The sequence below is a fragment of the Pseudomonas sp. B20(2017) genome, assembly GCF_002113125.1.
Taxonomy (GTDB): domain Bacteria; phylum Pseudomonadota; class Gammaproteobacteria; order Pseudomonadales; family Pseudomonadaceae; genus Aquipseudomonas.
In genome coordinates this window covers 61,242-84,401 of record NZ_NEJP01000006.1, presented here as the reverse complement: position 1 = coordinate 84,401, position 23,160 = coordinate 61,242, and the positions used below count along the sequence as shown (strand labels likewise).

At 60.4% G+C, this 23,160-nt stretch carries 23 protein-coding genes; 8 read left to right on the top strand and 15 right to left on the bottom strand.

From position 1 onward, the window contains the following. Positions 1–16 precede the first annotated feature (16 nt). From CAF63_RS10570 to CAF63_RS10545, 6 genes are all read right to left on the bottom strand, one after another. Positions 17–1,432 (bottom strand): cytosine permease, encoded by a 1,416-nt coding sequence (locus CAF63_RS10570; RefSeq protein WP_085690269.1) that lies wholly within the window; start codon positions 1,430–1,432, stop codon positions 17–19. 397 nt (positions 1,433–1,829) lie between these two features. Further along, positions 1,830–2,978, bottom strand: coding sequence for an acetylornithine deacetylase (gene argE / locus CAF63_RS10565; RefSeq protein ID WP_085690271.1), 1,149 nt, complete (start codon positions 2,976–2,978; stop codon positions 1,830–1,832). Beyond that, positions 2,975–3,652 (bottom strand): DUF1028 domain-containing protein, encoded by a 678-nt coding sequence (locus CAF63_RS10560; protein ID WP_085690273.1) that lies wholly within the window; start codon positions 3,650–3,652, stop codon positions 2,975–2,977. The genes argE and CAF63_RS10560 overlap by 4 nt, the downstream gene beginning before the upstream one ends. A gap of 119 nt (positions 3,653–3,771) precedes the next feature. Continuing rightward, entirely contained in the window at positions 3,772–4,188 is a 417-nt protein-coding gene (locus tag CAF63_RS10555; RefSeq protein WP_007950460.1) for a RidA family protein, read from the bottom strand. 58 nt (positions 4,189–4,246) lie between these two features. Further along, complete coding sequence (locus tag CAF63_RS10550; RefSeq protein WP_085690275.1) at positions 4,247–5,551, bottom strand: NAD(P)/FAD-dependent oxidoreductase; 1,305 nt, start codon at positions 5,549–5,551, stop codon at positions 4,247–4,249. 258 nt (positions 5,552–5,809) lie between these two features. Next, positions 5,810–6,628, bottom strand: a complete 819-nt coding sequence (locus tag CAF63_RS10545; RefSeq protein WP_085690277.1) for an alpha/beta fold hydrolase — start codon at positions 6,626–6,628, stop codon at positions 5,810–5,812. A 181-nt stretch (positions 6,629–6,809) separates the two neighbouring features. Here CAF63_RS10545 and CAF63_RS10540 point away from each other — a divergent pair, with 181 nt between their 5' ends. The 3 genes from CAF63_RS10540 (at position 6,810) to CAF63_RS10530 (ending at position 8,095) form a co-directional block, all read left to right on the top strand. Then, a complete protein-coding gene (locus tag CAF63_RS10540) occupies positions 6,810–7,259 on the top strand; it encodes a helix-turn-helix domain-containing protein (protein WP_085690279.1) in 450 nt (149 codons plus the stop codon). A 189-nt stretch (positions 7,260–7,448) separates the two neighbouring features. Continuing rightward, positions 7,449–7,739 carry a hypothetical protein gene (locus CAF63_RS10535; protein ID WP_085690281.1) on the top strand — a complete coding sequence of 97 codons (291 nt, stop codon included), beginning with the start codon at positions 7,449–7,451 and terminating at the stop codon, positions 7,737–7,739. Positions 7,740–7,786: 47 nt separating this feature from the next. Continuing rightward, positions 7,787–8,095, top strand: a complete 309-nt coding sequence (locus CAF63_RS10530) for a hypothetical protein (protein ID WP_085690283.1) — start codon at positions 7,787–7,789, stop codon at positions 8,093–8,095. A gap of 103 nt (positions 8,096–8,198) precedes the next feature. On the opposite strand, the gene CAF63_RS10525 is transcribed toward CAF63_RS10530, so the two are convergent. Together CAF63_RS10525 and CAF63_RS10520 are read right to left on the bottom strand one after the other, a co-directional pair. Continuing rightward, entirely contained in the window at positions 8,199–9,242 is a 1,044-nt protein-coding gene (locus CAF63_RS10525; RefSeq protein WP_085690285.1) for an LLM class flavin-dependent oxidoreductase, read from the bottom strand. A 67-nt stretch (positions 9,243–9,309) separates the two neighbouring features. Beyond that, positions 9,310–9,795: a flavin reductase family protein gene (locus tag CAF63_RS10520; protein ID WP_085690287.1), complete on the bottom strand. Its 486-nt coding sequence runs from the start codon at positions 9,793–9,795 to the stop codon at positions 9,310–9,312. A 325-nt stretch (positions 9,796–10,120) separates the two neighbouring features. On the opposite strand from CAF63_RS10520, the gene CAF63_RS10515 reads away from it, so the two are divergent. Together CAF63_RS10515 and CAF63_RS10510 are read left to right on the top strand one after the other, a co-directional pair. Then, positions 10,121–11,527 (top strand): cytosine permease, encoded by a 1,407-nt coding sequence (locus CAF63_RS10515; protein WP_085690289.1) that lies wholly within the window; start codon positions 10,121–10,123, stop codon positions 11,525–11,527. 252 nt (positions 11,528–11,779) lie between these two features. Next, a complete protein-coding gene (locus CAF63_RS10510; RefSeq protein ID WP_085690291.1) occupies positions 11,780–12,880 on the top strand; it encodes a polyamine ABC transporter substrate-binding protein in 1,101 nt (366 codons plus the stop codon). Positions 12,881–12,917: 37 nt separating this feature from the next. On the opposite strand, the gene CAF63_RS10505 is transcribed toward CAF63_RS10510, so the two are convergent. Continuing rightward, complete coding sequence (locus CAF63_RS10505) at positions 12,918–13,895, bottom strand: TerC family protein (RefSeq protein WP_085690292.1); 978 nt, start codon at positions 13,893–13,895, stop codon at positions 12,918–12,920. Between the two features lie 159 nt (positions 13,896–14,054). Here CAF63_RS10505 and CAF63_RS10500 point away from each other — a divergent pair, with 159 nt between their 5' ends. Continuing rightward, positions 14,055–15,038, top strand: a complete 984-nt coding sequence (locus tag CAF63_RS10500) for a Dyp-type peroxidase (RefSeq protein ID WP_371807401.1) — start codon at positions 14,055–14,057, stop codon at positions 15,036–15,038. Positions 15,039–15,075: 37 nt separating this feature from the next. On the opposite strand, the gene CAF63_RS10495 is transcribed toward CAF63_RS10500, so the two are convergent. Together CAF63_RS10495 and CAF63_RS10490 are read right to left on the bottom strand one after the other, a co-directional pair. Next, positions 15,076–16,788, bottom strand: a complete 1,713-nt coding sequence (locus CAF63_RS10495) for an amidase (RefSeq protein WP_085690293.1) — start codon at positions 16,786–16,788, stop codon at positions 15,076–15,078. 138 nt (positions 16,789–16,926) lie between these two features. After that, positions 16,927–17,715: a helix-turn-helix domain-containing protein gene (locus CAF63_RS10490; protein WP_074688626.1), complete on the bottom strand. Its 789-nt coding sequence runs from the start codon at positions 17,713–17,715 to the stop codon at positions 16,927–16,929. A gap of 85 nt (positions 17,716–17,800) precedes the next feature. On the opposite strand from CAF63_RS10490, the gene CAF63_RS10485 reads away from it, so the two are divergent. After that, positions 17,801–18,799: a bile acid:sodium symporter family protein gene (locus CAF63_RS10485; RefSeq protein ID WP_085690294.1), complete on the top strand. Its 999-nt coding sequence runs from the start codon at positions 17,801–17,803 to the stop codon at positions 18,797–18,799. 15 nt (positions 18,800–18,814) lie between these two features. On the opposite strand, the gene CAF63_RS10480 is transcribed toward CAF63_RS10485, so the two are convergent. Next, entirely contained in the window at positions 18,815–19,417 is a 603-nt protein-coding gene (locus CAF63_RS10480) for a response regulator transcription factor (protein WP_085690295.1), read from the bottom strand. A 113-nt stretch (positions 19,418–19,530) separates the two neighbouring features. Between CAF63_RS10480 and CAF63_RS10475 the strand changes: the two genes are divergently transcribed. Next, complete coding sequence (locus CAF63_RS10475) at positions 19,531–21,168, top strand: hybrid sensor histidine kinase/response regulator (RefSeq protein ID WP_085690296.1); 1,638 nt, start codon at positions 19,531–19,533, stop codon at positions 21,166–21,168. On the opposite strand, the gene yecR is transcribed toward CAF63_RS10475, so the two are convergent. The 3 genes from yecR to CAF63_RS28750 all read right to left on the bottom strand — a co-directional run bounded on the left by yecR (position 21,140) and on the right by CAF63_RS28750 (position 22,594). Beyond that, positions 21,140–21,448, bottom strand: a complete 309-nt coding sequence (gene yecR / locus CAF63_RS10470; RefSeq protein ID WP_085690297.1) for a YecR family lipoprotein — start codon at positions 21,446–21,448, stop codon at positions 21,140–21,142. The two genes, CAF63_RS10475 and yecR, sit on opposite strands and share 29 nt — an antisense overlap. Before the next feature lie 61 nt (positions 21,449–21,509). Then, complete coding sequence (locus tag CAF63_RS10465; RefSeq protein WP_085690298.1) at positions 21,510–21,824, bottom strand: hypothetical protein; 315 nt, start codon at positions 21,822–21,824, stop codon at positions 21,510–21,512. 218 nt (positions 21,825–22,042) lie between these two features. Next, complete coding sequence (locus CAF63_RS28750; RefSeq protein WP_158090785.1) at positions 22,043–22,594, bottom strand: hypothetical protein; 552 nt, start codon at positions 22,592–22,594, stop codon at positions 22,043–22,045. Positions 22,595–23,160 lie beyond the last annotated feature (566 nt).

Below are 23,160 nucleotides of genomic sequence, written 5' to 3'. Positions count from 1 at the left end.
GTGCATCGAGTCAATCTCAGAGACTGCCCGCCAGTTTCCCGGATGTCAGTCGCCGACGATAAGCACTGTCACGAGTCGCCAGCCAGAAATACAGCGGCGAGGTCACCAGCAAGCCGACCACCCACGAAAGGTCCGCGCCGTTGATGTGCGCCGACACCGGCCCGACGTACAGCGGCGTGTTCATGAACGGAATCTGCACGGCGATACCGATCGCATAGGCCAGCAACGCTTGCGGGTTGTAGCGGCCATAGATGCCGCCGTCGACTTTGAAGATCGAGCCGATGTCGTATTGGCCTTTGTGAATGGCGTAGAAGTCGATCAGGTTGATCGCTGTCCACGGCACCAACACCACCAGCAGCACCAGCACCATGTCGACGAAGTGGCCGATGAAGTCTGCCGAGGCGCCGACCGCAGCGAAGCAGCAGGCCAGCAGCACGATGATCGAAATTACCGCACGACTCTTGGCGGTCGGAATCCAGCGGTAGGCGAAGGTTTGTACCAGCGTGATCAGCGACAGCACTGCGCCGTACAGGTTGAGGGCGTTGTGGCTGATCACGCTGAGCAGGAACAGCACCAGCATCAATGGGCCGATGGCGCCGGTGGCAAGTTTCACCGCGTCCATGGTGTCCATGCCCACGGGCGTTGCAAGCACGGCGACCGCGCCAAACACGAACGACAGGCTCGAACCCAGTGCCGATCCCAGATAGGTCGTCCAGAAGGTCGCCGCCACCGGCACGTTCGCCGGCAGGTAGCGCGAGTAGTCCGAGACGTAAGGCGCAAACGCGATCTGCCACAGCGCCGCCAGCGACACGGTGGCGAGCCAGCCCGAGATGTTGAAGCTGCCGCGAGTGAGGAAATCATCGCTCTGGATGTGGGTGAGGATGTAGCCGAAGCCGACCACGATGCCGATCCCCAAGACCCAGGTGCCGATGCGGTTGAGCACGTGAATGAAGCGGTAACCGATGATGCCGATGATCCCCGAACCCAGCGCGCCGATGACGATGCCGACTGGCACCGGAACGCTGTCGACCACACCATGCAGGGACTTGCCGGCGAGCACAATGTTGGAGGCGAAGAAGCCGATGTACATGACGCCGGCAATCAACACCACCAGCAGCGCGCCGAGGGAACCGAACTGCGCACGGCTCTGGATCATCTGCGGAATGCCCATCTGCGGGCCCTGCGCCGAGTGCAGCGCCATCAGCACACCGCCGACCAGATGGCCGACCAGAATGGCGACGATGCCCCACACCAGATTCAGGTGAAACAGCTGCACGCCGAGAGCGCCGGTGACGATGGGCAGCGGCGCGATATTGCCGCCGAACCAGAGGGTGAACAGATCCCGAACCTTTCCGTGGCGATCTTCGGGCGGCACGTAGCCGATCGTGTGTTTTTCAATGAGCGGTGCGGACGTTGTTGCAGAGGTGGCCATGACGAACTCCAAGGCAAGGACGAGTACGTGGACGTACTTCAGTGAGCGCCGGCACGGACGGCGCATTTCTTGTTGGGGTTGATCATGGGCAAGGAAAGGTGAGAGATAAATTAGTAGTTTTGTTGCTTCAGGCGTTAAAAAAACGAGGCTCTTCGGTCAGATGAAAACGCTTTGTTTCGGGTGTTTCAGCGTCATGAACGACAACGCAGCTGACCTCCATTGGAGCAGCTGTCTGTCGGTTGCGGCGCATCGGAAATCTGCGTCAATCGCCGGATTACTGTGGGAGCGGGCTTGCCCGCGAAGAGGCTGTCAGCCTCAGCATAAGCAGAGGCTGATCTGATGCCATGCCGGAGAGCCGCCCGGACCAAGCCCGCTCCCACAACGTTGGGGGCAGGAATCAAAGGCGAATCAACGCCAGCATCCGTTGCAGCATCGCATCGCAGGCCGTGAGCTGATCGACGCTGACGAACTCGTCCGGCTTGTGGCCCTGATCCATGCTGCCGGGGCCGCACACCACCGTGGGAATCCCCACCTCATCGAACAATCCGCCTTCAGTCCCAAACGCCACGGTGCCGAAATCGTCCGAACCACAGAACATGGCGATCAGTTCCGCAGCCTTGCTTCGGGCATCTGTGGCCAATCCCGGATAGGCCGACAATTCACTGAACCGGATATCGCTCTGCTCACTGACGGCCCGCATGCGCGGCAGCATTTGCTGCTCGGCGTAGGCCCTGAGTTGCTGCGCGACAAGCGCCGGATCCTGCGAGGGCAGGGCGCGGATCTCGAAGTCGAAACGGCAGTCGGCGGGGACAATGTTCAACGCCTTGCCACCGCTGATCACACCGGTTTGCACCGTGGAATACGGCGGGTCGAAACGCGGGTCGAGATGTTCATCCCTGAGCTTTCGACCGATACGCCCCAGCTCGCCGATCAGCTCGGCGGCGCATTCGATGGCGTTCACTCCGAGCGGCGCGTAGGCCGAGTGACAGGCGTGACCCTGGACATCGCAGCGCACCGCCAGTTTGCCCTTGTGCCCGAGCACCGGTTTGAGTTCGGTCGGCTCGCCGATGATGCACAGCAGCGGTTTGACCGGACGCTGCTCCAGCACCTTGAGCAGCGAACGCACACCGAGGCAGCCGACCTCTTCGTCGTACGACAGGGCAATGTGCACGGGCAGTCGCAACGGAGCTTCGATCAACGACGGCACCAGCGCTAGCACGCAGGCGATGTAGCCTTTCATGTCCGCCGTGCCGCGACCATAGAGCTTACCGTCATGCTCGCTGAGTTCAAACGGTGGCAGCGTCCATGGCTGGCCATCAACGGGCACCACATCGGTGTGCCCCGACAGCACGATGCCCGGCTGATCGGCCGGGCCGATCGTGGCGAACAGGTTGGCCTTGCTGCGCTCATCGTTGTAAATCAGCTCGCACGGCACATCGAAACTTTCGAGGTAGCTGCGCACGAAGTCGATCAATTGCAGGTTGGACTCGCGGCTGGTGGTATCGAACCCCACCAGCGTCTTGAGCAACGCGACGCTGTTGCTCATCGATCGTCTCCGGCAACTCCATAACCCGGCGCCTTCGCCGGGTCGAGGGCGCGGTCAATGTAGTCCTGAAGCTGCGGGCGATAGGCGTCCCAGAGCTTTTGCAGTTGGCCGATCGGATCTTCATCGGCCCAGTCCACCCGCAGGTTGACGATGGGCCAGGTCAGTTCGCCAACCACGACTACGGCTGCCGAATGCACCGGGCCTGCTTCACCGCCCAAGGCCTGGGCGGCGTGCAAGGCCTTGATCAGGCGATCGGCCAATTGACCTTCGCCTTCTTCGAACGCGCTGACCATGGCTTCGATCACCGAGCGCCCGGCGAGCATGTTGCCCGCCGCCACGCACTGTTCGCCGGACACGGCGTTGTGCACGCCGAGGGTCTGCGCGCCGCTGAAATGCGCGGTCTGGCCGAGGTGATTGATGGCAGTGATCTGCCGGTACTGACTGTAGCCGTTGCGGGTCAGCACCTTGTCCAGCGCCGCCTCGGGCGCCTGACCTTGCTCCATCAAGGCGAGCACTTCCGGGCCGAGCGACGGCAGAGTGATGTTCTGGCTCGACACCGCGCCGACACCCGGCAGCAGCCACGGGCAGCGGGCGCCGACGGCGATGCTGGAAGAGCTGATGGCGATGCCGAACTGACCGGTTTCGGGGCAACGGGCGGCGATGGAAAATGTCATGTCTTTACTCCTCGTTTGTCTGAGCTGGCCTCATCGCGGGCAGGCTCGCTCCCACATTTGGAACGCATTTCTCTGTGGGAGTGAGCCTGCTCGCGATGGCCGTGACTCGGTCTGCCGACTTACTCAGGGATAACGGCCACCACATCGATTTCCATCAGCCACTGCGGCTGACCCAAGGCCGACACCACCAGCCCGGTGGAGATCGGGAATACGCCCTTCAACCATTTGCCGACTTCCTGATACACCGGCTCGCGGTAGCGCGGGTCGATCAGGTAAGTGGTGGTCTTGACGATATGGCTCAGGTCGCTGCCGGCCTCTTCGAGCAGTTGCTTGACGTTGCGCATCGCCTGTTCGGTCTGCGCGCGCGGGTCGCCGAGGCCGACCAGTTCGCCATCGAAATTGGTCCCGACCTGACCACGGACATACACAGTGTTGCCGGCGCGCACGGCCTGGCACAGGTCGTTGTCCAGGGTCTGGTTCGGGTAGGTGTCCTTGGTGTTGAACATGCGGATGCGGGTGTGGGTTGGCTGACTCATGTGTGGCTCCTGACGAAATCGGACCCGGCGCGACGGGCGCCGGGATTGAAGAGGGAAATCAAGCGTCGACGGTGTCGACAGCGTTGTGCAGCGCGGCTTCGCGTTGTTCGGCATCGCGATAAGCCAGGTATTTGCGCTGGGTCGCGATGTGATCGGCCACGTGCTTGGCGTCGTGCCATACGCCCCAGATGAACGACGAGCCGCGTCGCGACTGCCACGGCAAGCCGAGGAAATACACGCCCGATTCGCTGGACACACCGCGCTGGTGTTGTGGTTTGCCGTTGTCGTCGAAAGCGGCGACTTTCAGCCACGAATAGTCCACGGCAAACCCGGTGGCCCAGATGATCGAGGTGATACCGGCGGCGGCCAGATCGAGATCGGCCAGCGGTTTTTTCACGCATTCAGGATCCGGATAAGTCTCGCGGGCTTCCGGTTCCAGCGGCAGATCGAGGCCGTTGCGTTCGATGTAGGCGTCGGCGGCATCCAGCAGCGCGAGGTAGTTCTCGTCGCCACGCTTGAGGTTGTCGCGCAGGTCCTGCTTGAAGGTCACCACGCCGTCGCTGAACGATTCGGTGACGCCAACCAGGGTCATGCCGCGATGGGCCAGGCCACGGAAGTCGATGGTGCGACCACCATGGGCGCCGCTGACGGCGATGGTCACGTGTTCGCGGCCAGGTTTCATCGCGGCCTGGTCCCACTCGCCGAGCACACCGAGCCACCAGCAGAAATCACGGTTGCGGTAAGCGCGAGGAGGGCGGTCGTGGGCGCCGACCGAGAGGTAAACCTGCTTGCCCGAGCGCTGCAATTCATCGGCGATCTGCACGCCCGACGAACCGGCACCGACTACCAGCACGGCACCGGCCGGCAGTTGTTGCGGGTTGCGGTAGTCGGCCGAGTGAATCTGCAACAGGCGTTCATCCTTCGGCGCAATGGCCGGGATCACCGGACGCTGGAACGGGCCGGTGGCGGCAACGACGCGGGCCGCTTCGATCACGCCCTCGGAGGTCTCGACGGTGAAGCCCGGACGCCCGACATTGCGCACCACGCTTTTCACATCGACGCCGGTGCGGATCGGCGCGTTGAATTTCTTCGCGTAGGCTTCGAAGTAATCGGCGACACGTTCCTTGTGGGCAAAACCATCCGGATCGACATCATCGAATTCCATCCCCGGAAACCGGTCGTGCCACGCCGGACCGTTGGCCACCAGCGAGTCCCAGCGACCGGTGCGCCAGCGTTCGGCAATGCGGCTGCGCTCCAGCACCAGGTGCGGCACACCGAGTTTGCTCAGGTGTTCACTCATGGCCACACCCGCTTGACCGGCGCCGACAACAAGCGTGTCTGTTTTTATTATTTCAGTGGTCATCTCTGATCCCTTCTCACGAGGCCGTTGGATTCAGGTCGCTGTCGACCTGTTCTCTGTGCTTGGGATCAGACTAGGGAGGGGGTGGTTATCGGTAAAATATTATTAAGCTGGCATGTGAAGATAAAAACGTGATGCAGAGGCCTGAAAGCCCCGTAAATACGGGGCTTTGCCGTGGCACGGAAATCCGGGACAAGGAAAAAAAGGGCCGCCGACAGAGTTGTCGACGGCCCTTTTTCGGGCGTTCAGTTCATATCGAACTCAACGATTGAGGAATGCCAGCAGGTCTTCGTTCAGAGCTTCTGCATGGGTCACCGCGAAACCGTGCGGCGCACCGGAATACACTTTCAGCTCGGCGCCCTTGATTTGCTCGGCAGCACGTTTGCCGGTGATTTCGAACGGTACGATGGCATCGCCGTCGCCATGGATCACCAGTGTCGGCACATCGATTTTCGCCATGTCCGGACGGAAGTCGGTTTCCGAGAATGCGGTAACGCAATCCACGGTGCCTTTCAGCGAAGCCAGCAAGGCGATGTTCAGGGTTTGCGTCAGCACGCCGTCGGAGACTTTCTGGCCTTGGTCGAGGCCATAGAACGGCGTGCTGAAATCAGCGATGAATTGCGCGCGATCCTTCAGCAAGCCGGCCTTGATCCCGTCGAACAGCGATTTTTCGACGCCTTCGGGGAAGTCCGGTTTTTGGCCGAACAGCGGCGTCACCGCGCCCAGCAGCACCAGGCCCGCAACGCGCTCACTGCCGTGACGCGCAATGTAGCGGCTGACATCGCCGCCGCCCATGGAGAAGCCGACCAGGGTCACGTCACGCAGATCCAGGTGCTCGATCAGCTGTGCGATATCGTCGGCGAAGGTGTCGTAGTCGTAGCCGGTCCACGGCTGCTCGGAGCGACCGAAACCGCGGCGGTCGAAGGCGATGGTGCGATACCCGCGGCTGCTCAGGTATTCCATCTGGTATTCCCACATGTCGGCGTCCAGCGGCCAGCCGTGGCTGAACAGGACGGGCTTGCCGCTGCCCCAGTCCTTGTAATAGATCTCGGTGCCGTCTTGGGTCTGGAATGTGCTCATGAAAACTCCTTGGGTGTGGGCCTGCGTGGATGCCGTGATGGCAGCGTTCACTATCGCGACAACGGGCATTGGCCACTTGTACGCAGGTGCTAAGTTTCGTGGTGCAAGCGTTAACGGTTTGGCGGCATGAGTTGTAAGATGCAACCGCATTGAACCTGCCGTTTTCCCGGAGACACCCGAAATGAAGCGCAAAAGCCTTGCGGGCAATGCCTGCCCGATCGCCCGGACACTCGACCTGATCGGTGACTGGTGGTCGCTGCTGATCATTCGCGATGCGCTGGCAGGCATCTGTCGTTTCAGCGATTTCGAGAAGAGCCTGGAAATCGCCAAGAACATGTTGAGCATGCGGCTAAAAGGGCTGGTGGAGCGGGGTATCCTGCGCCTGGTGCCTGCGTCCGATGGCAGCGCTTACAAGGAGTACGTGCTGACTGAAAAGGGCCGGGCGTTGCAAACCGTGATCGTTGCGTTGTCGCAGTGGGGTGGGGAGTTCATGTTCGAGCCTGGCGAACCCGGGTCGGTGATGGTAGATGCGCAAAAGCGTCAGCCGATCAGGAAGCTTGAGTTGCTGTCGGCCGATGGTCGAGTACTGGCACCGGAGGATGTGGCGACGAAACTGGCTGTTGAACACTGAGGTGAAGTTAGCGGGGTCTGTCGGACGCTTCGCTAATAATGTCCTCTGATGCGGCCACCGTTTTTCCTTGATTGATCTGCGAAACATCCTGCGTCTCTGTCGGAGTCGGACGATCTCACCGATGCCGTTCGTCGGCAATTGCAGAAGAAAATCTGTTACTTTTTTCGGGAGTTCAAGAGGGAACGTTAAATGAACTTTATAAAATTGATGCCTGATTATGAGTGTCATCCTTTATGGAATATGTCTCCGGGCGAGTATGGTGATATCGATCCTCTGGATCTTCCGATTTCTGATGTGCTTAAGTCGCGCTTGAAGGTTTGGGCTACCAAGTACGATGAAACTCTTGATATGAACTATCCGCCAAACTCAGGTTTTAAAAGTAAGGTGTTGGAGCTGGTATTTAAAGAAGAGGGTAAGTTGTTGGCGGAACTCCTGCAAAGAGAGCTTGGGGCGGAATATGTGATTTTGGTTGGGATTTAAGAAAGAAAGTGGGGGGTATCTGTACAATCCTGCTAATGGAGCGGTTGATGTGTAAACCCCAAAACTCAATAGTTGCAGCGCTTTTCAAATATCGCCACGGTGTAGGTGTTGCCTTGTTGGCGGCGGCACTCATCAACGGTTATTTTCAGTTCAATGGCAGCTGGGGACGTTTTTTCACTGTGCTCGCGGTTCAGCTGTGGTTTGCGCAGGGGGTCTATTGCTACTTCTGCGGTGCGAGCATTTCAATTGCCCCGGGTGGGTTGGGAAGAGATGCAGATCCTGAGTGGCGTGCTGCGTTGGCAGCCTTTGCCTTCTTTCTATACGCCGTATTTTTCTTTCTGGATTACCAGTACTAGCGACTGATACGACAGAGCTATCGCTGCCTCGGTCCCTGGACTGAAACCCCAAATGAAAACGCCCCGAACATCTCGGGGCGTTTTCGTATGCCGGGCGGCAGGTCTATCTGAATGCCGGCACCACATGCTTGATAAACAGTTCCAGCGATTTCTTCTTCTGCGCATGCGGCAAGCTGTTGTCGCACCAGAAGCTGAACTCATCCACCCCCAGTTCCTGGTAGTACTTGATCCGCGGAATGATCTCTTCCGGCGTGCCGATCATCGCCGTCTTGTGCAGGCTCTCCAGTTCAAATTCCGGACGTCCGGCAAATTTCTCTTCCGGGCTCGGGGCGAGGAAGCCGTTGACTGGGGTTTCCTTATTGCCGAACCAGGCGTCGAAGGTGCGGTAGAAACGTGAAATCGCTTTGGCGCCCACCTTCCAGCCGTCCGGGTCATCCGCCGAGTGCACGTGGGTATGACGCAGCACCATCAATTGTGGACGCGGCACCTCCGGGTTGTTGTCCAGCGCAGTCTGGAACTTGTTCTTCAGGTCGAGGACTTCTTCGTCGCCCTTCATCAACGGCGTGACCATTACGTTGCAGCCGTTGGCCACGGCGAAGTTGTGCGAGTCCGGGTCGCGGGCGGCGATCCACATCGGCGGGTTCGGCTTTTGAATCGGCTTCGGCACGCTGGTGGAGGTGGGGAATTTCCAGATCTCACCGTTGTGGGCGTAATCGCCTTGCCAAAGCGCGCGCACTACCGGAACCATTTCCCGCAGTGCCTGGCCGCCGCTGGAGGCGGGCATGCCGCCGGCCATGCGATCGAATTCCACCTGGTAGGCGCCGCGCGCCAGACCGACTTCCATCCGGCCATTGCTGATCACGTCGAGCAACGCGCATTCACCGGCGACCCGCAGCGGATGCCAGAACGGCGCGATGATGGTGCCAGCGCCCAGGTGAATGGTCGTGGTTTTGGCCGCGAGGTAGGCCAGCAGCGGCATCGGGCTCGGCGAGATGGTGTATTCCATCGCGTGGTGTTCGCCGATCCACACGGTGCTGAAACCACCGGCCTCGGCCATCAACGTCAGTTCGGTCAGGTCTTCGAACAGTTGACGGTGGCTGACGCTTTCGTCCCAGCGTTCCATGTGTACGAACAGGGAAAATTTCATGACGCTACCTCGAATCTCTTGTGGTCGGCCGGTCGCTTGCCGGCCTGTTTAAGTGCAATCGTGTGGGTCAGGCAAAGGCAGGCAGGGCGCCCATCTTGCCGTGGCAATACACCAGCGGGTCGGCGTCCTGCTGAGGGACGATGAGGTTTTTCACCGCGCCGACCATGATCGCGTGGTCGCCGCCTTCGTATTCGCGCCACAGCTCACACTCGATGATAGCTGTCGCGTTCGCCAGAATCGGGTTGCCCAGTTCGCTCAGCGTCCACTCGATGCCCTGTGCCTTGTCCTTGCCTTTGCGGGCGAAGGCGTAGGCTTCGCTCTGCTGGCCGCCGGACAGCACGTGAATGGCAAAGCGTTTGTTCTTGATCAGGACGGGATAGGAGTCGGAGCTGTAGTTGGGGCAGAACAGCACCAGGGCCGGGTCCATCGACAGCGAACTGAATGCGCTGGCGGTGAGGCCGACGATCTGGCCGTCGTCATCAAGCGTGGTGATGACGGTGACGCCGGACGGGAACGAGCCCATGACTTGTTTGTAGACGGCAGCATCGATCATTGGTCAATCCTCGAGTGCGGTGAAGCGTGTTTTTATTCGTTTGTTGGCCTGATGGTATACCGTAATACATCGATTGCAAGTGCTTTTTTGGTGAAACGATAAACGTGGTGCATTCGTCGGAAACTCAGCATTTACGGGGCTTTTCTATAGCCGTGAACGTGGCCTATCAGTGAGGATGCCGGATCAGATGCCGTCGCAAACAGCGGATCGGTCTTGTGAAAATGTTGGAATACCATAATATGGTCTTCATCTGAGGGGCGGCCAAGAAGCACCCCCGGTTTGGCTTCATACAACGATAAAAACAGACCCAATCGAGTTCATTTTTATGTCCCAGATGTCCCGGCAAGATCCGTTGATCGAGAATCACACGGTCGACTACGTCCCACTCGCGGAACGCCACGGGAAGGCCCGCGACCTTTTCACCCTTTGGTTCAGCACCAACATTGCGCCACTGCCCATCGTCACCGGCGCCATGGTGGTTCAAGTGTTCCATCTCGACCTGTTCTGGGGGCTGCTGGCGATTGCGCTGGGGCACATGATCGGCGGCGTGGTGATCGCCCTGGCGTCGGCGCAAGGCCCCCGGATGGGCATTCCGCAGATGGTCCAGAGTCGTGGTCAGTTCGGGCGTTACGGTGCGCTGCTGATCGTGTTCTTCGCGGCGATCATCTACATAGGCTTCTTCATCTCCAACATTGTGTTGGCCGGTAAATCCATCGTCGGCATTGCGCCGTCGGTGCCGGCACCGCTGAGCATTCTGATCGGCGCCCTCAGCGCCACGGCCATCGGCGTGATCGGCTACAACTTCATTCACACGCTCAACCGCATCGGCACCTGGGTGATGGGCAGCGCGCTGCTCGCCGGTTTCATCTACATCTTTGCCCATGAGTTGCCGGCTGACTTCCTGACCCGTGGCAGTTTCAATCTGTCCGGGTGGCTGGCAACGGTGTCGCTGGGAATCATCTGGCAGATCAGTTTCTCACCGTATGTGTCCGACTATTCCCGTTACCTGCCGGCGGACATCGGGATCGGCAAGCCATTTATCGCCACTTATCTGGGCGCCACGCTAGGCACGATTCTGTCGTTCACGTTCGGCGCGGTGGCTGTGTTGGCGACCCCGGGAGGCACCGAAGCGATGGCGGCGGTCAAGCAGTCTACCGGTTGGCTGGGGCCGATTCTGATGGTGCTTTTCCTGCTCAACATCATCAGCCACAACGCGCTGAATCTGTATGGCGCGGTGCTGTCGATCATCACCTCGATCCAGACCTTCGCCAGCCAGTGGACGCCGAGCATCAAGGTGCGGGTGATCTTGTCGAGCATCGTGCTGGCGGGTTGCTGCGTTGTAGCGCTGGGCGCGTCGGCGGATTTCATTTCCGAGTTCATCGGGCTGATTCTGGCGCTGCTGCTGGTGTTGGTACCGTGGGCATCAATCAACCTGATCGACTTCTACCTGATCAAGCGCGGCCACTACGACATCGCCTCGATCTTTCGCGCTGACGGTGGCATCTACGGTCGTTTCAATCTGCACGCGATCATTGCCTATTTCATCGGCATCATCGTGCAGCTGCCGTTCGCCAACACATCGTTGTATGTCGGGCCGTATGCCAATCTGGTGGAAGGCGCGGACCTGTCATGGCTGGTCGGGCTGATCGTGACATGCCCACTGTATTACTGCCTCGCCACGCGTGGGCAGACGCAGCAGAGCAGGGCGGCGCGGTTGGGTTTTACCGACTGATCCTTTGCAGGCTGTTGAAACAATGCCCGGCGCTTTGTCGGGCACTGTTGTTTCCGTATCCCGGCGGTCACGCAAGTTGGCCATTTCGATCCCCTTTTGGCCAGTCGTCTACTGTGCTGCGTCTACGCTGTCAGCAAGAATCAAAGTCACAATTAAATGCTGCACCTTCCTTGCCCTTGGCTGATTTGCAAGCCGCTGCCGTGTACAGAACATAAAAACCATCGACTCACGCTGCATTCGGGGAAACACAACATGGTCACGATGAAACGCATTCTGGGCGCCACTGTATGTGGGCTGACGCTGCTGGCCAGCGCCGTACAGGCCGAACAGCGCGAACTTCGGGTGTACAACTGGGCGGATTACATCCTGCCATCAGTGCCCAAGGACTTCGCCGCCAAAAGCAACATCAAAGTGACCTGGGACACCTTCGACACCAACGAATCCCTGGAGGCCAAGCTGCTGACCGGCAACTCTGGCTATGACCTGGTGGTGCCGTCGAACCAGTTCCTCGAAACCCAGATCAAGGCTGGCGTGTTCCAGAAGCTCGACAAGTCCAAACTGCCGAACTGGAGTCATCAAGACCCGGCTCTACTCAAGTTGCTCGACGCCAACGATCCCGGCAACCAGTACGGCGTGCCGTACATGGTCGGCACGGTGCTGATCGGTTTCAACCCGGCCAAGGTCAAGGCGGCGCTCGGCGAGAATGCGCCGGTGGACAGCTGGGATCTGGTGTTCAAACCCGAGAACATGGAAAAGCTCAAATCCTGCGGCGTGGCAATGCTCGATTCACCCTCGGAAATCCTGCCGCTGGCCCTGCATTACCTCGGACTGGACCCGAACAGTCAGAACCCCGCTGACTATGAGAAAGCCAAGGACCTGATGCTCAAGGTTCGCCCTTACGTCACTTACTTCAACTCGGCCAAGTACATGACCGACATCGCCAACGGCGACATCTGCGTGGCCATCGGTTATTCCGGCAGCTTCTACCAGTTCGGCAACCGCGCCAAAGAAGCGAAAAACGGCGTGGTGGTCGACTGGCGCTTGCCGAAGGAGGGCGCACCGATCTGGTTCGACACCTTCGCCATTCCGAAGAGCGCGAAGAACGTTGAAGAAGCGCACGAGTTCCTCAACACCTTGCTCGATCCGAAGGTCATCGCCTCGATCAGTGATTTTCTTGGCTACCCGAACGCCAACAAGGATTCGCTGCCGCTGATCAACAAGGAAATCACTGGCAACCCCAACCTGACGCCGACCAGCGAAGCGCTGAAGAAACTGTACGTGGTGCAGCCGTTGCCACAGAAGCTGGAGCGGGTGCGGACGCGGGTGTGGACCAGCATCAAATCCGATAAATAGGTTAAAAGCCGAGGGAGCGAATTCGCTCCCTCGGCCATTATTTCGCCTGACTCTCCTCGGGTGACTTGTTCTTCGTCAGGATCAGACTCAGCAACACCGATGTCAGAATCACCCCGCCGACAATCGCCAGCGACCACTCCACCGGCATGTGAAACCACGGCATCACCGTCATCTTCCCGCCGATGAACACCAGCACCAGCGCCAGCCCGTACTTGAGCAGGTGAAAGCGGTCGGCCATGTCCGCCAGCAAAAAGTACAGCGCCCGCAGCCCCATGATCGCGAAAATGTTCGAGGTGAAAATGATGAACGGGTCGGTCGTCACCGCGAAGATCGCTGGGATGCTGTCGACCGCGAACATCAGGTCACTGGCCTCGATCAGCACCAGCACCAGAAACATCGGCGTGGCCCAGCGCACGCCGTTTTGCAACACGAAAAAGCGCTCGCCGTGGAAGCTATTGGTGATGCGTAAATGTCCTCGAGCCCAACGCACGATCGGATTTTTTTCAAGATCTGGCTGCTGATCGGCGAACATCAACATCTTGATCCCGGTAATGATCAGGAACACACCGAACACGTACAGCAGCCACGTAAACTGCGACACCAGCCACACCCCGGCAAAAATCATCGCCGCGCGCATCACGATCGCTCCCAGTACGCCGTACAGCAACACCCGGCGCTGCAACTCCGGCGGCACGGCGAAGTAGCTGAAGATCATCACGAACACGAACATGTTGTCGATCGACAGCGACTGTTCGATCAAATAACCGGTGAGGAATTCCAGGGTCTTGACCTTGGCGATGTTGGGACCGAATTCGCCGTTCAGATACCACCAGAGCAACCCGGCGAAGGCCATCGCCAGCATGCACCAGGCGATCACCCAGGATGAGGCTTCCCGCACAGAGACCCGATGCGCCTTGCGCCCACCGAAGACAAACAGGTCGACGGCCAGCATGGCGAGGACAAAAACGATGAAGGCGACCCACATCCAGGGTTCGCCGATGTTGATGGGGTGCATGCCGTTCTCCCTGTCTTTATGTTTTTCGGGGTAGACGGGGCCATGCTAGTAGGAGCCTTCCGGCAAAGAAAAATCGTTTATTTCGTGGGTATTGTTCGTGAATAACGAAGTGTCGGTCGATACGGGCAGAGCGCGGGTAATACTTCATTCAGCACTTCTTTGCTAACCTCGCTGTCGAGTCAGTCCACCACTCCGGGAGCTACGATCATCGACACGCCAGATCCTCAAGCCGTCTGCAGCCCGATCACCAGCGCTGCCATCTTCATCGTGGCCACTCTCAACGCCGAGGCAGAGGCCGCTGAAAAAGTCCGTGCCTGGTGCGCCGATATCGCGGGCCTGACGCGCTCGGTCGGCAAGCGCGTCCCCTCGGGAAACCTGTCCTGTGTCTGCGGATTTTCTTCCAGCGCGTGGGACCGTCTGTTCGGCAGTCCGCGCCCTGCGTCCCTGCATGATTTTCGCGAGTTCGGTGTAGAAGGGCGGCGGGCTGTTTCCACACCTGGCGACTTGCTGCTGCACATTCGGGCCGATCAGATGGACTTGTGTTTCGAACTGGCGACGCAGTTGATGTCGGCGCTGGACGACGCTGTGACGGTGACCGACGAGGTGCAGGGTTTCCGCTATTTCGACATGCGCAGCATCATCGGTTTTGTCGACGGCACGGAAAATCCGGTCGGTCGCAAAGCCGAGCATTTCACCCTCGTGGGCGATGAAGATCAGCCGTTCATTGGCGGCAGTTATGTGCTGGTGCAGAAGTATCTGCACAACATGAAGGCGTGGAACGAATTGTCGGTCGAAGCGCAGGAGCGGGTGATCGGGCGCACCAAGTTGTCCGATATCGAGCTGGATGACGCGGTCAAGCCGAGCAATTCCCACAGCGCGTTGACGACCATCACCAAGGACGGCGAAGAGGTGAAGATCCTGCGCGACAACATGCCGTTCGGCCGACCTGGCGCAGGCGAGTTCGGCACTTATTTCATTGGCTACGCGCGTTCGCCGGAGCCGTTGGAGCAGATGCTGGAGAACATGTTTGTCGGCAAGCCGCCGGGCAACTACGACCGGTTGCTGGACTTCAGCACGGCGGTCACCGGCAGTCTGTTTTTCGTGCCTTCGGCGGATTTGCTGGAAGAGTTGGCAGAGCGATAAAAAAACGGCGGGATCAATCGATCCCGCCGTTTTGCATTTACTTGCCTGCTGCCAGCGCTGGCGTGCGTGGCGGCACCAGACGCCTGGAACCGGTCGCCTCAAACGCCGCTGCCAGACGCAGCAACGTCGAGTCGTCATAGGCGCGACCGGCAAACGTCAGCCCCACCGGCATGCCGATGTCGGCCATCACGCCCATCGGCACGGTGACGGTCGGCACGCCGAGGTGGCGGATTGCGAGGTTGCCGTTGGCGACCCAGATGCCGTTGCTCCAGGCGATATCCGCCGAAGCCGGGTTGACGTCAGCGTCGGCCGGGCCGACGTCGGCGTTGGTCGGGAACAGCACGGCGTCGAGGCCGAGGCGATCCATCCAGTCTTCGAGGTCGAGCTTGCGGGTCTTCTCCAGACCGCGCAGGCCGTCCGGCAGGGTCGGGATCTGATCCCACGGCGTGATGCCGCGCTGGGCCATCCGCACGTATTCGTCCATGCCGGCAGCGAGGTCGCCTTCACGGTTGGGCAGGGTGCCCGGATCGTGCGGGAAGATCTTCGGCCCGTCGACGTCCGCCAGACGGTTGAGTTTCGGGTCGCCGTTGGCACGCAGGAAATCATCGAACGCCCAGGCCGACAGGTCCCACAGTTCATGGTGCATGAACTCTTTGGAAACGATGCCGCGATTGAACACAGTCGGCGCGCCCGGACGATCGCCTTCGCAATTGGAGACCAGCGGGAAATCCACTTCGATCACTTCGGCGCCGGCCGCTTCGAGGGCCTGACGTGCCTGTTTCCAGAGATCGATCACCGACGCGCGGGTGTTGATGCGCTGCCCGGTCGGGCCGCCAATGCCTGGTGCTTCGCTGGTGCCGGCCTCAGGGTCGGCGTTGATGTACATGCGCGGCACGCCCAGGCGTTTGCCGGCCAGTGCATCACTTTTCACGGCGAGTTCAAGATAGGAAGCAGGGCGCACCGAGGCGACGCTCGGGATCGGCACCCACGGTTGCAGGCGCCACAGATCGCCACGGGTGTCGGTGTCTTCGGCGACCACCACGTCGAGCACTTCCAGCAGGTCGGCCATGGTGCGCGCGTAAGGTACCACCACGTCCATGGTCGGCGTCAGCGGCCAGTTGCCGCGTACCGAAATTACCCCGCGCGACGGCGTGTAGGCGCACAGACCATTGTTCGAAGCCGGGCCGCGACCGCTCGACCAGGTTTCTTCTGCCAGACCGAATGCCGAGAAGCTGGCAGCGGTGGCGGTACCGGCACCGTTCGACGAGCCGGAAGCAAACGGCGCGGTCAGGTAATCAGCGTTGTACGGGCTTTCGGCGCGGCCATAGACCCCGCGCTGCATCCCGCCATTGGCCATCGGCGGCATGTTGGTCTTGCCTAGGCAGATCGCACCGCCAGCACGCAGGCGCTCGATGGTGAACGCGTCGCGCTGGGCGACGAGATCGGCGAAGGCCGGGCTACCGGACGCGGCGGTCAGGCCTTTGACCAGATAGCTGTCCTTGGCGGTGTAAGGGATGCCGTCCAGCGGACCAAGGGTTTCGCCCTTGGCGCGACGGGCATCGGAGGCCTGCGCTTCTTTCAGCGCTTCTGGGTTGCGCACGATCACTGCGTTCAGGGCAGTGGCGGTGTCCGGGCCGTCAAAGGCGTCGATGCGCGCCAGGTAGGCCTGGACCAGTTCAACCGCCGTGGTCTGGCCGGATTCGAGCGCCGCGCGCAATTGGGCAATGGAAACTTCAGTGACTTCGATCATGCTGTTACCGCCGACAGGTTCGCTAAAGGGTGGTTGATCATTGTTATCGTCGAAAGATGTCAAAGATTCTTGATGGGCGAAACTCTACCCTGAAATTTGCCCAATGGCATGCATTAAGTCGATAAATATCGGTTAATTTCATCGGAAAAACTCTCCCGGTGTCTCGCCAAACTGTTGGCGAAACGCCGCGATAAAGGCTGACGTCGAGTCATAACCACAGGCCAAGGCCACGTCGGTGACGCGTTCGCCGCGCTCCAGCGGTGTCAGCGCACCCAGCAGACGCAAGCGCTGGCGCCAGGTGCGGAAGGTCAAGCCGGTGTCGCGCAGGAACAGCCGAGTCAGAGTTTTCTCGGTTACGCCGAACTTTTCGCTCCAGTGCGCCAGGGTGGTCTGCTGTTCCGGATGTTGCTCCAGACTCTGATAGATCTGGCGCAGGCGACTATCCTGCGGCAGTGGCAGCATCAGATCGATAGGCGGCGCATCGGCCAGTTGATCGAGGATCACTTGCGCCAGACGCCCGTGGGGGCCGCTCTGGTCATATTCGACAGGAATCTGACTGAAGGCCCGGATCAGCTCACGCAAAAGATCGCTGACGCCGAGCACATGGCAACGCTCCGGCGCCCAGCTGGCGACACTGCAATCGATGTACAGGCTGCGCATTTCAGTGTGCGGCGAACTGAATACCCGATGCGGCACACCCGCCGGAATCCACACTGCCCGCTCCGGCGGCGCGACGAAACGACCGACGGCGGTCTGCACTTCGAGCACGCCCTGGATCGCGTAGGACAACTGCACCCACGGATGACTGTGGCGGCGGGTCAATGCGCGATTGGGCAGCGATTCGGTGCGCCCGTACAGCGGACGCGGCAGGCTGGGCAGTCCGGGAATGCTGCGTCTGACGCTCTTTTCGTGTCCTTTTGGCGGCATCTGTGGGTTCTTCGGCGTTAGTCGGTAATTTCCAGTCACGTTAGAGTCGCTTCCATGTACTGGCAACCCCCCGGATGAGCAAACCATGACGCGCCCACGCTTTTTGCCCGACAACTTCACCCTGACCCTGATCGGCGTGGTGCTGCTGGCCAGCTTCCTGCCCGCCAGCGGCCAGGTCGCGACCGGCTTCGGCTGGCTGACCAACATTGCGATTGCGCTGCTGTTTTTCCTGCACGGCGCCAAGCTATCGCGCGAGTCGATCATCGCCGGCGCCGGCCACTGGCGTTTGCACTTGCTGGTGTTCGGCCTGACCTTCGTCCTGTTCCCGCTACTGGGTCTGGCGCTCAAGCCGCTGTTGTCGCCGCTGATCGGTGAGCAGTTGTACATGGGCATGCTTTACCTGTGTGCGCTGCCGGCCACGGTGCAATCGGCAATTGCCTTCACTTCGCTGGCGCGGGGCAATATTCCGGCGGCGATCTGCAGCGCGGCGGCGTCCAGCCTGTTCGGGATTTTCCTCACGCCGTTGCTGGTGACGCTGCTGCTCAACGTCCACGGCGACGGCGGCTCGACCCTCGACGCGATCGTGAAAATCAGCGTGCAATTGCTGCTGCCGTTCATCGCCGGTCAGATCGCCCGTCGCTGGATCGGCGCGTGGGTCGGTCGCAACAAGAACTGGCTGAAATTCGTCGATCAGGGCTCGATTCTGCTGGTGGTCTACGGAGCATTCAGCGAAGCGGTGAACGAGGGCATCTGGCACCAGATTCCGGTGATTGAGCTGCTGGGGCTGGTAGTGGTCTGCTGCATTCTGCTGGCGCTGGTGCTGGTTGCATCTACGGTGTTGGGCAGGGCATTCGGTTTCAGTCAGGAAGACCGCATCACCATTTTGTTCTGTGGTTCGAAAAAGAGCCTGGCTACCGGGGTGCCGATGGCCCAGGTGTTGTTCGCCGGCAGCACGATTGGCGTGTTGATCCTTCCGCTGATGCTGTTCCATCAGATTCAGTTGATGGTCTGCGCGGTGCTGGCTCAGCGTTATGCCAAACGGCCGGAATCGGTCCCGGAATTGATGGCGCAGGTGGATCCTTGATCTTGGCTTTGCCAGCTATCCCACGCCCGAATACTTGACCGCCGCCGCGGCTCGCGACGGCACATTCAACGTACGCAACAACGACGACACGTGAATTCGCACCGTGAACGGAGAAATATCCAGTTCACGGGCGATTTCCTTGTTGGTCTTGCCTTGCGCGATCAGCCGCAGGACATCCTGCTGGCGCGGGGTGAGGGTAGTGCCCGACTCCAGCGGCAACAGCCCTGACGGCGCAAACCTGACCAGCACCTCACCTTCACGGATGGCCAGAATGGCCTGTCCGATCTCGTCCGGCGCGATGTTCTTGCCGATAAAACCATCGATGCCAGCCGCCATGACTTCACTGATCAGCGTCTCGTCATCGACCATCGAAACCACGATCAGGGTGGTTCGTGGCAGGCGCTGCCGCAACCCGGCGAGCTGGCTGACGCACGTCAACCCCGGAAAACGCAAATCCAGAATCAGCGTGTCCGGCTCCTCGCCAGTCAGCAGCGCCAGTACGGCGTCGAGATCGCCCGCCTCATCGACGCACGCCTCAGGCAACAGACGCTGGACGGTACGCAGCATCGCCTCGCGAAACATTGGGTGATCGTCGGCTATGATGATTCGACAAGCCATGGTCTAACCCTCCCTGGGTCAGGCATTCTCAAGGCATGCACCTTAGCACCGGGTGAAGGCGTTGCCTGTTGTTCGTGCTGAATATGACGACCACCGCACAAGGACGTTCCACCATGAAGTTCGAGAACAACACCGAACTCGATCAGGCCAATCTGCGCATCATCATCGCCAGCATCGCGGTGGTTTACATCAGCGTCCTCGGGTTTCTGCCCGGCCAGCGTTTCGATACCTACCTGCCGGTGGTTGTTTACATCTTCCTGTTTTTGCTGGCCTCGATCGGGTTGCGTCAGGCCATCGTGCGCTGGCCGGGGCATTACCCTGCGCGACGGATTTTCGGCATGGTCCACGATTACACCGGGACGTGCTTCGGGATGGTGGTCGGCGGTGAGGCCGCATTACCACTCTACGCGGTGATGGTCTGGGTCAATCTCGGCAACGGCATGCGCTATGGTTCGCGCTACCTGGCGATTGCCACGGCACTGGCATTGCTGGCGCTTTTGGCGGTCTATCGGTTGACGCCGTACTGGCAGGCGCAACCGTTCATGGTGCTGATGCTGATGATCACCAGCACGGTGATTCCGTTTTACGCGCATCTTTTGCTGGAGCGCACGCGCAAGGCCTCGGAAGAGGCGGTGGCCGCCAATCTTGAAAAATCCCGGTTCCTGGCTCAGGCAAGCCATGACCTGCGTCAGCCGATCCACTCCATCGGGTTGTTTACCGCGTGCCTGCGCGAGTCGCGGCTGGGCGAGGAGGAGCGGCGGCTGGTGGACAGCATCGACCGTTCGCTGCTCAACGTGTCGCAATTGTTTCGTTCGATTCTCGATCTCTACACCCTCGACAATGGGCGGATTCTGCCGCGCTTGCAGACGCTTGAGCTGGGCGAATGGCTAACGGATCTGATCCGCCAGAACGCCGAAGCCGCACGCTGGGCGGGTGTTGAACTGCGCTTGCGGCCTTGCGAACACTGGGTGCGCACCGATCCGGCGCTGCTCGCGACCATGGTCCAGAACGTGCTCTCCAACTGCTTCAAATACGGCGCGCACCGGCCGGTGCTGATCGGTGTGCGCAAGCGCGGCGCGGGATTGGCCATCACGATCTATGACCGCGGCAACGGGATCGCCGAAGAGCATTTGCCCAAGGTGTTCGAGGAGTTTTATCGGGTTCGCCAGCTGCGCGACAAGGATGTTGAAGGCGTGGGACTGGGACTGTCGATTGTCCGGCGCCTGGGGCAGTTGATCGGTGTCGACGTCGCGATCCGCTCACGGCTGGGACATGGCACGGCGGTGACCTTGTATGGGCTGCCGCTGGCGCCGCCGCAGATGCCGGTCAATCGGGAGGAGGCTCGTCAGGTAGGACTATTGACGGGGTTGAAGGTGTGTCTGGTAGAGGATGATCGCAACGTTCTGCTGGCGACCTCGGCGTTGCTCGAGCGCTGGGGCTGCGTTGTGCAGGCCGAACTGAGCGGGCAGGGCCTGGTGACGGACTGCGACATCATCATCGCCGACTATGACCTCGGCTCCCACAGCACCGGCATCGAGTGCATCGATGAGGTTCGCCGTCAGCGCGGTTATGCGGTGCCGGCCATGATCATCACCGGGCATGACATCGAAAAAATCCAGGCGGCCCTGCACGACCGCCAGATCGCCATTCTGTCCAAACCGGTACGCCCGGCCGAGCTGCGCGCGACTTTGCGTGCGCTGCGCGACCGGCAGACCGAAGGGGTCAGCGCTTACACAGATAGTCTTGCGTGATGGTGGTTTGCAGGCAGTTGTACTGTCCCATGGTGCGGCAGATGTTTTTCTCCGAGCCCGACACTTCGGCGCTCTTGTAGCCCCAGACCTTGCAACGGCCTTCAGCTGCGGCCAACCCTTGAGCGGCGGAGGTTTGCCCGCTTTCGAACTGGCCCAGTTCATAGGAGACCTGGACAACGCCATCGGTCTTGCTGCCGCCGGTGGCTTCCCATTGTTTGGGGGTGGCGCAGCCGGTGAGCGCTACGGCCGCGAGGGTGAGGCTGGCGATGAGTGTTTTCATGATCGAGCGGAATCCTTTACCGGGTGAGAGGGAGGCACTAAGACGGTTTTTCTGCACCGGATTACTGGTACGGAATCGGCGACGCACCTTTGGGCAGGCAGGACAGTGGAGGCGTCATGATGCCCATGCTGGCCACCGCGATGATCGCGCCGCTGGGCAACTCGCAGTTGTATTCGCCGGCGGCGGTGTAGGCGGTGTAGTAGGTCAGCGTGCTGTCATTGCGGATGTTGCCGATCCTGGTGACCGGTTGGCCGATGACGGTCTGGGCGCGTTCGCGCATGCTGTCTTCGGTGGGTTTGGCGGTCTGGCAACCGCTGGCGCCGAGAAGCAGGGCACCGAGAACCGTGATCCTGGTGAGGCTGAGCTGCAGTTTCATGGTGTTTCTTCCTTGGTGTTGTTGTTTTTCCAGGCACAACGATCCCGCGCACTGCACAGCGGCAATGTTGGGGAGCGTCGGGGGTTGCGAGGGAATATAACGCCAGGGATCGGGGTGGTCGATTAGCACAAATGTGCTAGTGCGGCGCAACCAGCGGTGGGCTGGTTGCGCCGATAGCGGTTATTGAGGGCTGTTGAACTGGTCCGAATAGCTGCCGCTCATGAGGGCGGAAGCCACTTGGTCCGAACCGACGCCTGCGCGGGAGTAGGCGAGACGGTTGGCACCAACCTTGTCTGCGCCATCGGCGGCCAGAGCCCCAGCGCCGACGTGATCCGCGCCGTCAGAGGCAACGGCGCCAGCGCCGACGTGATCCGCGCCGTCAGAGGCAACGGCGCCAGCGCCGACGTGATCCGCGCCGTCAGAAGCCACGGCGCCAGCGCCGACGTGATCCGCGCCGTCAGAAGCAACGGCACCAGCGCCGACGTGATCGGAGCCGTCAGAAGCCACGGCTCCAGCGCCGACGTGATCCGCGCCGTCAGAGGCCACGGCGCCAGCGCCGACGTGATCCGCGCCGTCAGAAGCAACGGCACCAGCGCCGACGTGATCGGAGCCGTCAGAGGCAACGGTTCCAGCGCCGACGTGATCGGAGCCGTCAGAAGCCACGGCTCCAGCGCCGACGTGATCCGCGCCGTCAGAGGCGACAGCCCCAGCTCCGACGTGATCCGCGCCATCAGAAGCAACGGCACCTGCCCCCACATGATCCGCCCCATCCGACGCCAATGCCTGCGCCTTCGCAGCCCAGACATTGGGCACTGCCACCGTTGCCACAACTGCCAGGACGAGACCTGGCCAAAGCGTGTGCTTCATGATTTTCTCCACGCCCCATCAGCCGCACAGCAACCGAGCATTACCCGTCATTCGTTGCTTGACGGAAGGCGCGTCGGCCCGGGGTCAATCAGATTGGTGAGTGGCACGGGGGCACCGGAGGGTGCTCGGGTGTCGACGGTTTACATGAAATCTGGACAGCGAACTGAAAAGTATAGTTCGCCCTTGGCGGGGAGCAGGTTGAAGGGCCTGGAAGCCGATAGTCGGTTAGCTTCCTTGGAGGCCTGTGCTAGAAAACAAACAGTCTAAAAACTGCGTAGCGCAAAGCGGCGTGTTTGCTAGGCTCAAGAATGTAGGCGAAGACGCAGACTGATGCGCAAGCGGATAGCGAGGAAGCGTTGGGCGCGTTCCGAAGGGTACACGGTTAGAAAGAACCCCGCGCTGGGTTCCAGCCCTTATGCCGTGTGAAGCAGCAGAGCACATTGCCTGTACTGTGGGAGTCCTGAGAAAC

What these genes read in the sequence shown, in the direction of transcription:
- CAF63_RS10530 (WP_085690283.1), top strand. Translation starts at nt 7,787, where the DNA reads ATGTGTAAACCCCAAAACTCAATAGTTGCAGCGCTTTTCAAATATCGC.
- CAF63_RS10540 (WP_085690279.1), top strand. Translation starts at nt 6,810, where the DNA reads ATGAAGCGCAAAAGCCTTGCGGGCAATGCCTGCCCGATCGCCCGGACA.
- CAF63_RS10480 (WP_085690295.1), bottom strand. Translation starts at nt 19,417, where the DNA reads ATGGCTTGTCGAATCATCATAGCCGACGATCACCCAATGTTTCGCGAG.
- CAF63_RS10560 (WP_085690273.1), bottom strand. Translation starts at nt 3,652, where the DNA reads ATGACATTTTCCATCGCCGCCCGTTGCCCCGAAACCGGTCAGTTCGGC.
- argE (WP_085690271.1), bottom strand. Translation starts at nt 2,978, where the DNA reads ATGAGCAACAGCGTCGCGTTGCTCAAGACGCTGGTGGGGTTCGATACC.
- CAF63_RS10475 (WP_085690296.1), top strand. Translation starts at nt 19,531, where the DNA reads ATGAAGTTCGAGAACAACACCGAACTCGATCAGGCCAATCTGCGCATC.
- CAF63_RS10570 (WP_085690269.1), bottom strand. Translation starts at nt 1,432, where the DNA reads ATGGCCACCTCTGCAACAACGTCCGCACCGCTCATTGAAAAACACACG.
- CAF63_RS10550 (WP_085690275.1), bottom strand. Translation starts at nt 5,551, where the DNA reads ATGACCACTGAAATAATAAAAACAGACACGCTTGTTGTCGGCGCCGGT.
- CAF63_RS10465 (WP_085690298.1), bottom strand. Translation starts at nt 21,824, where the DNA reads ATGAAACTGCAGCTCAGCCTCACCAGGATCACGGTTCTCGGTGCCCTG.
- CAF63_RS10545 (WP_085690277.1), bottom strand. Translation starts at nt 6,628, where the DNA reads ATGAGCACATTCCAGACCCAAGACGGCACCGAGATCTATTACAAGGAC.
- CAF63_RS10535 (WP_085690281.1), top strand. Translation starts at nt 7,449, where the DNA reads ATGAACTTTATAAAATTGATGCCTGATTATGAGTGTCATCCTTTATGG.
- CAF63_RS10525 (WP_085690285.1), bottom strand. Translation starts at nt 9,242, where the DNA reads ATGAAATTTTCCCTGTTCGTACACATGGAACGCTGGGACGAAAGCGTC.
- CAF63_RS10495 (WP_085690293.1), bottom strand. Translation starts at nt 16,788, where the DNA reads ATGATCGAAGTCACTGAAGTTTCCATTGCCCAATTGCGCGCGGCGCTC.
- CAF63_RS10555 (WP_007950460.1), bottom strand. Translation starts at nt 4,188, where the DNA reads ATGAGTCAGCCAACCCACACCCGCATCCGCATGTTCAACACCAAGGAC.
- CAF63_RS10520 (WP_085690287.1), bottom strand. Translation starts at nt 9,795, where the DNA reads ATGATCGATGCTGCCGTCTACAAACAAGTCATGGGCTCGTTCCCGTCC.
- CAF63_RS28750 (WP_158090785.1), bottom strand. Translation starts at nt 22,594, where the DNA reads ATGGGGCGGATCATGTGGGGGCAGGTGCCGTTGCTTCTGATGGCGCGG.
- yecR (WP_085690297.1), bottom strand. Translation starts at nt 21,448, where the DNA reads ATGAAAACACTCATCGCCAGCCTCACCCTCGCGGCCGTAGCGCTCACC.
- CAF63_RS10490 (WP_074688626.1), bottom strand. Translation starts at nt 17,715, where the DNA reads ATGCCGCCAAAAGGACACGAAAAGAGCGTCAGACGCAGCATTCCCGGA.
- CAF63_RS10510 (WP_085690291.1), top strand. Translation starts at nt 11,780, where the DNA reads ATGGTCACGATGAAACGCATTCTGGGCGCCACTGTATGTGGGCTGACG.
- CAF63_RS10485 (WP_085690294.1), top strand. Translation starts at nt 17,801, where the DNA reads ATGACGCGCCCACGCTTTTTGCCCGACAACTTCACCCTGACCCTGATC.
- CAF63_RS10505 (WP_085690292.1), bottom strand. Translation starts at nt 13,895, where the DNA reads ATGCACCCCATCAACATCGGCGAACCCTGGATGTGGGTCGCCTTCATC.
- CAF63_RS10515 (WP_085690289.1), top strand. Translation starts at nt 10,121, where the DNA reads ATGTCCCAGATGTCCCGGCAAGATCCGTTGATCGAGAATCACACGGTC.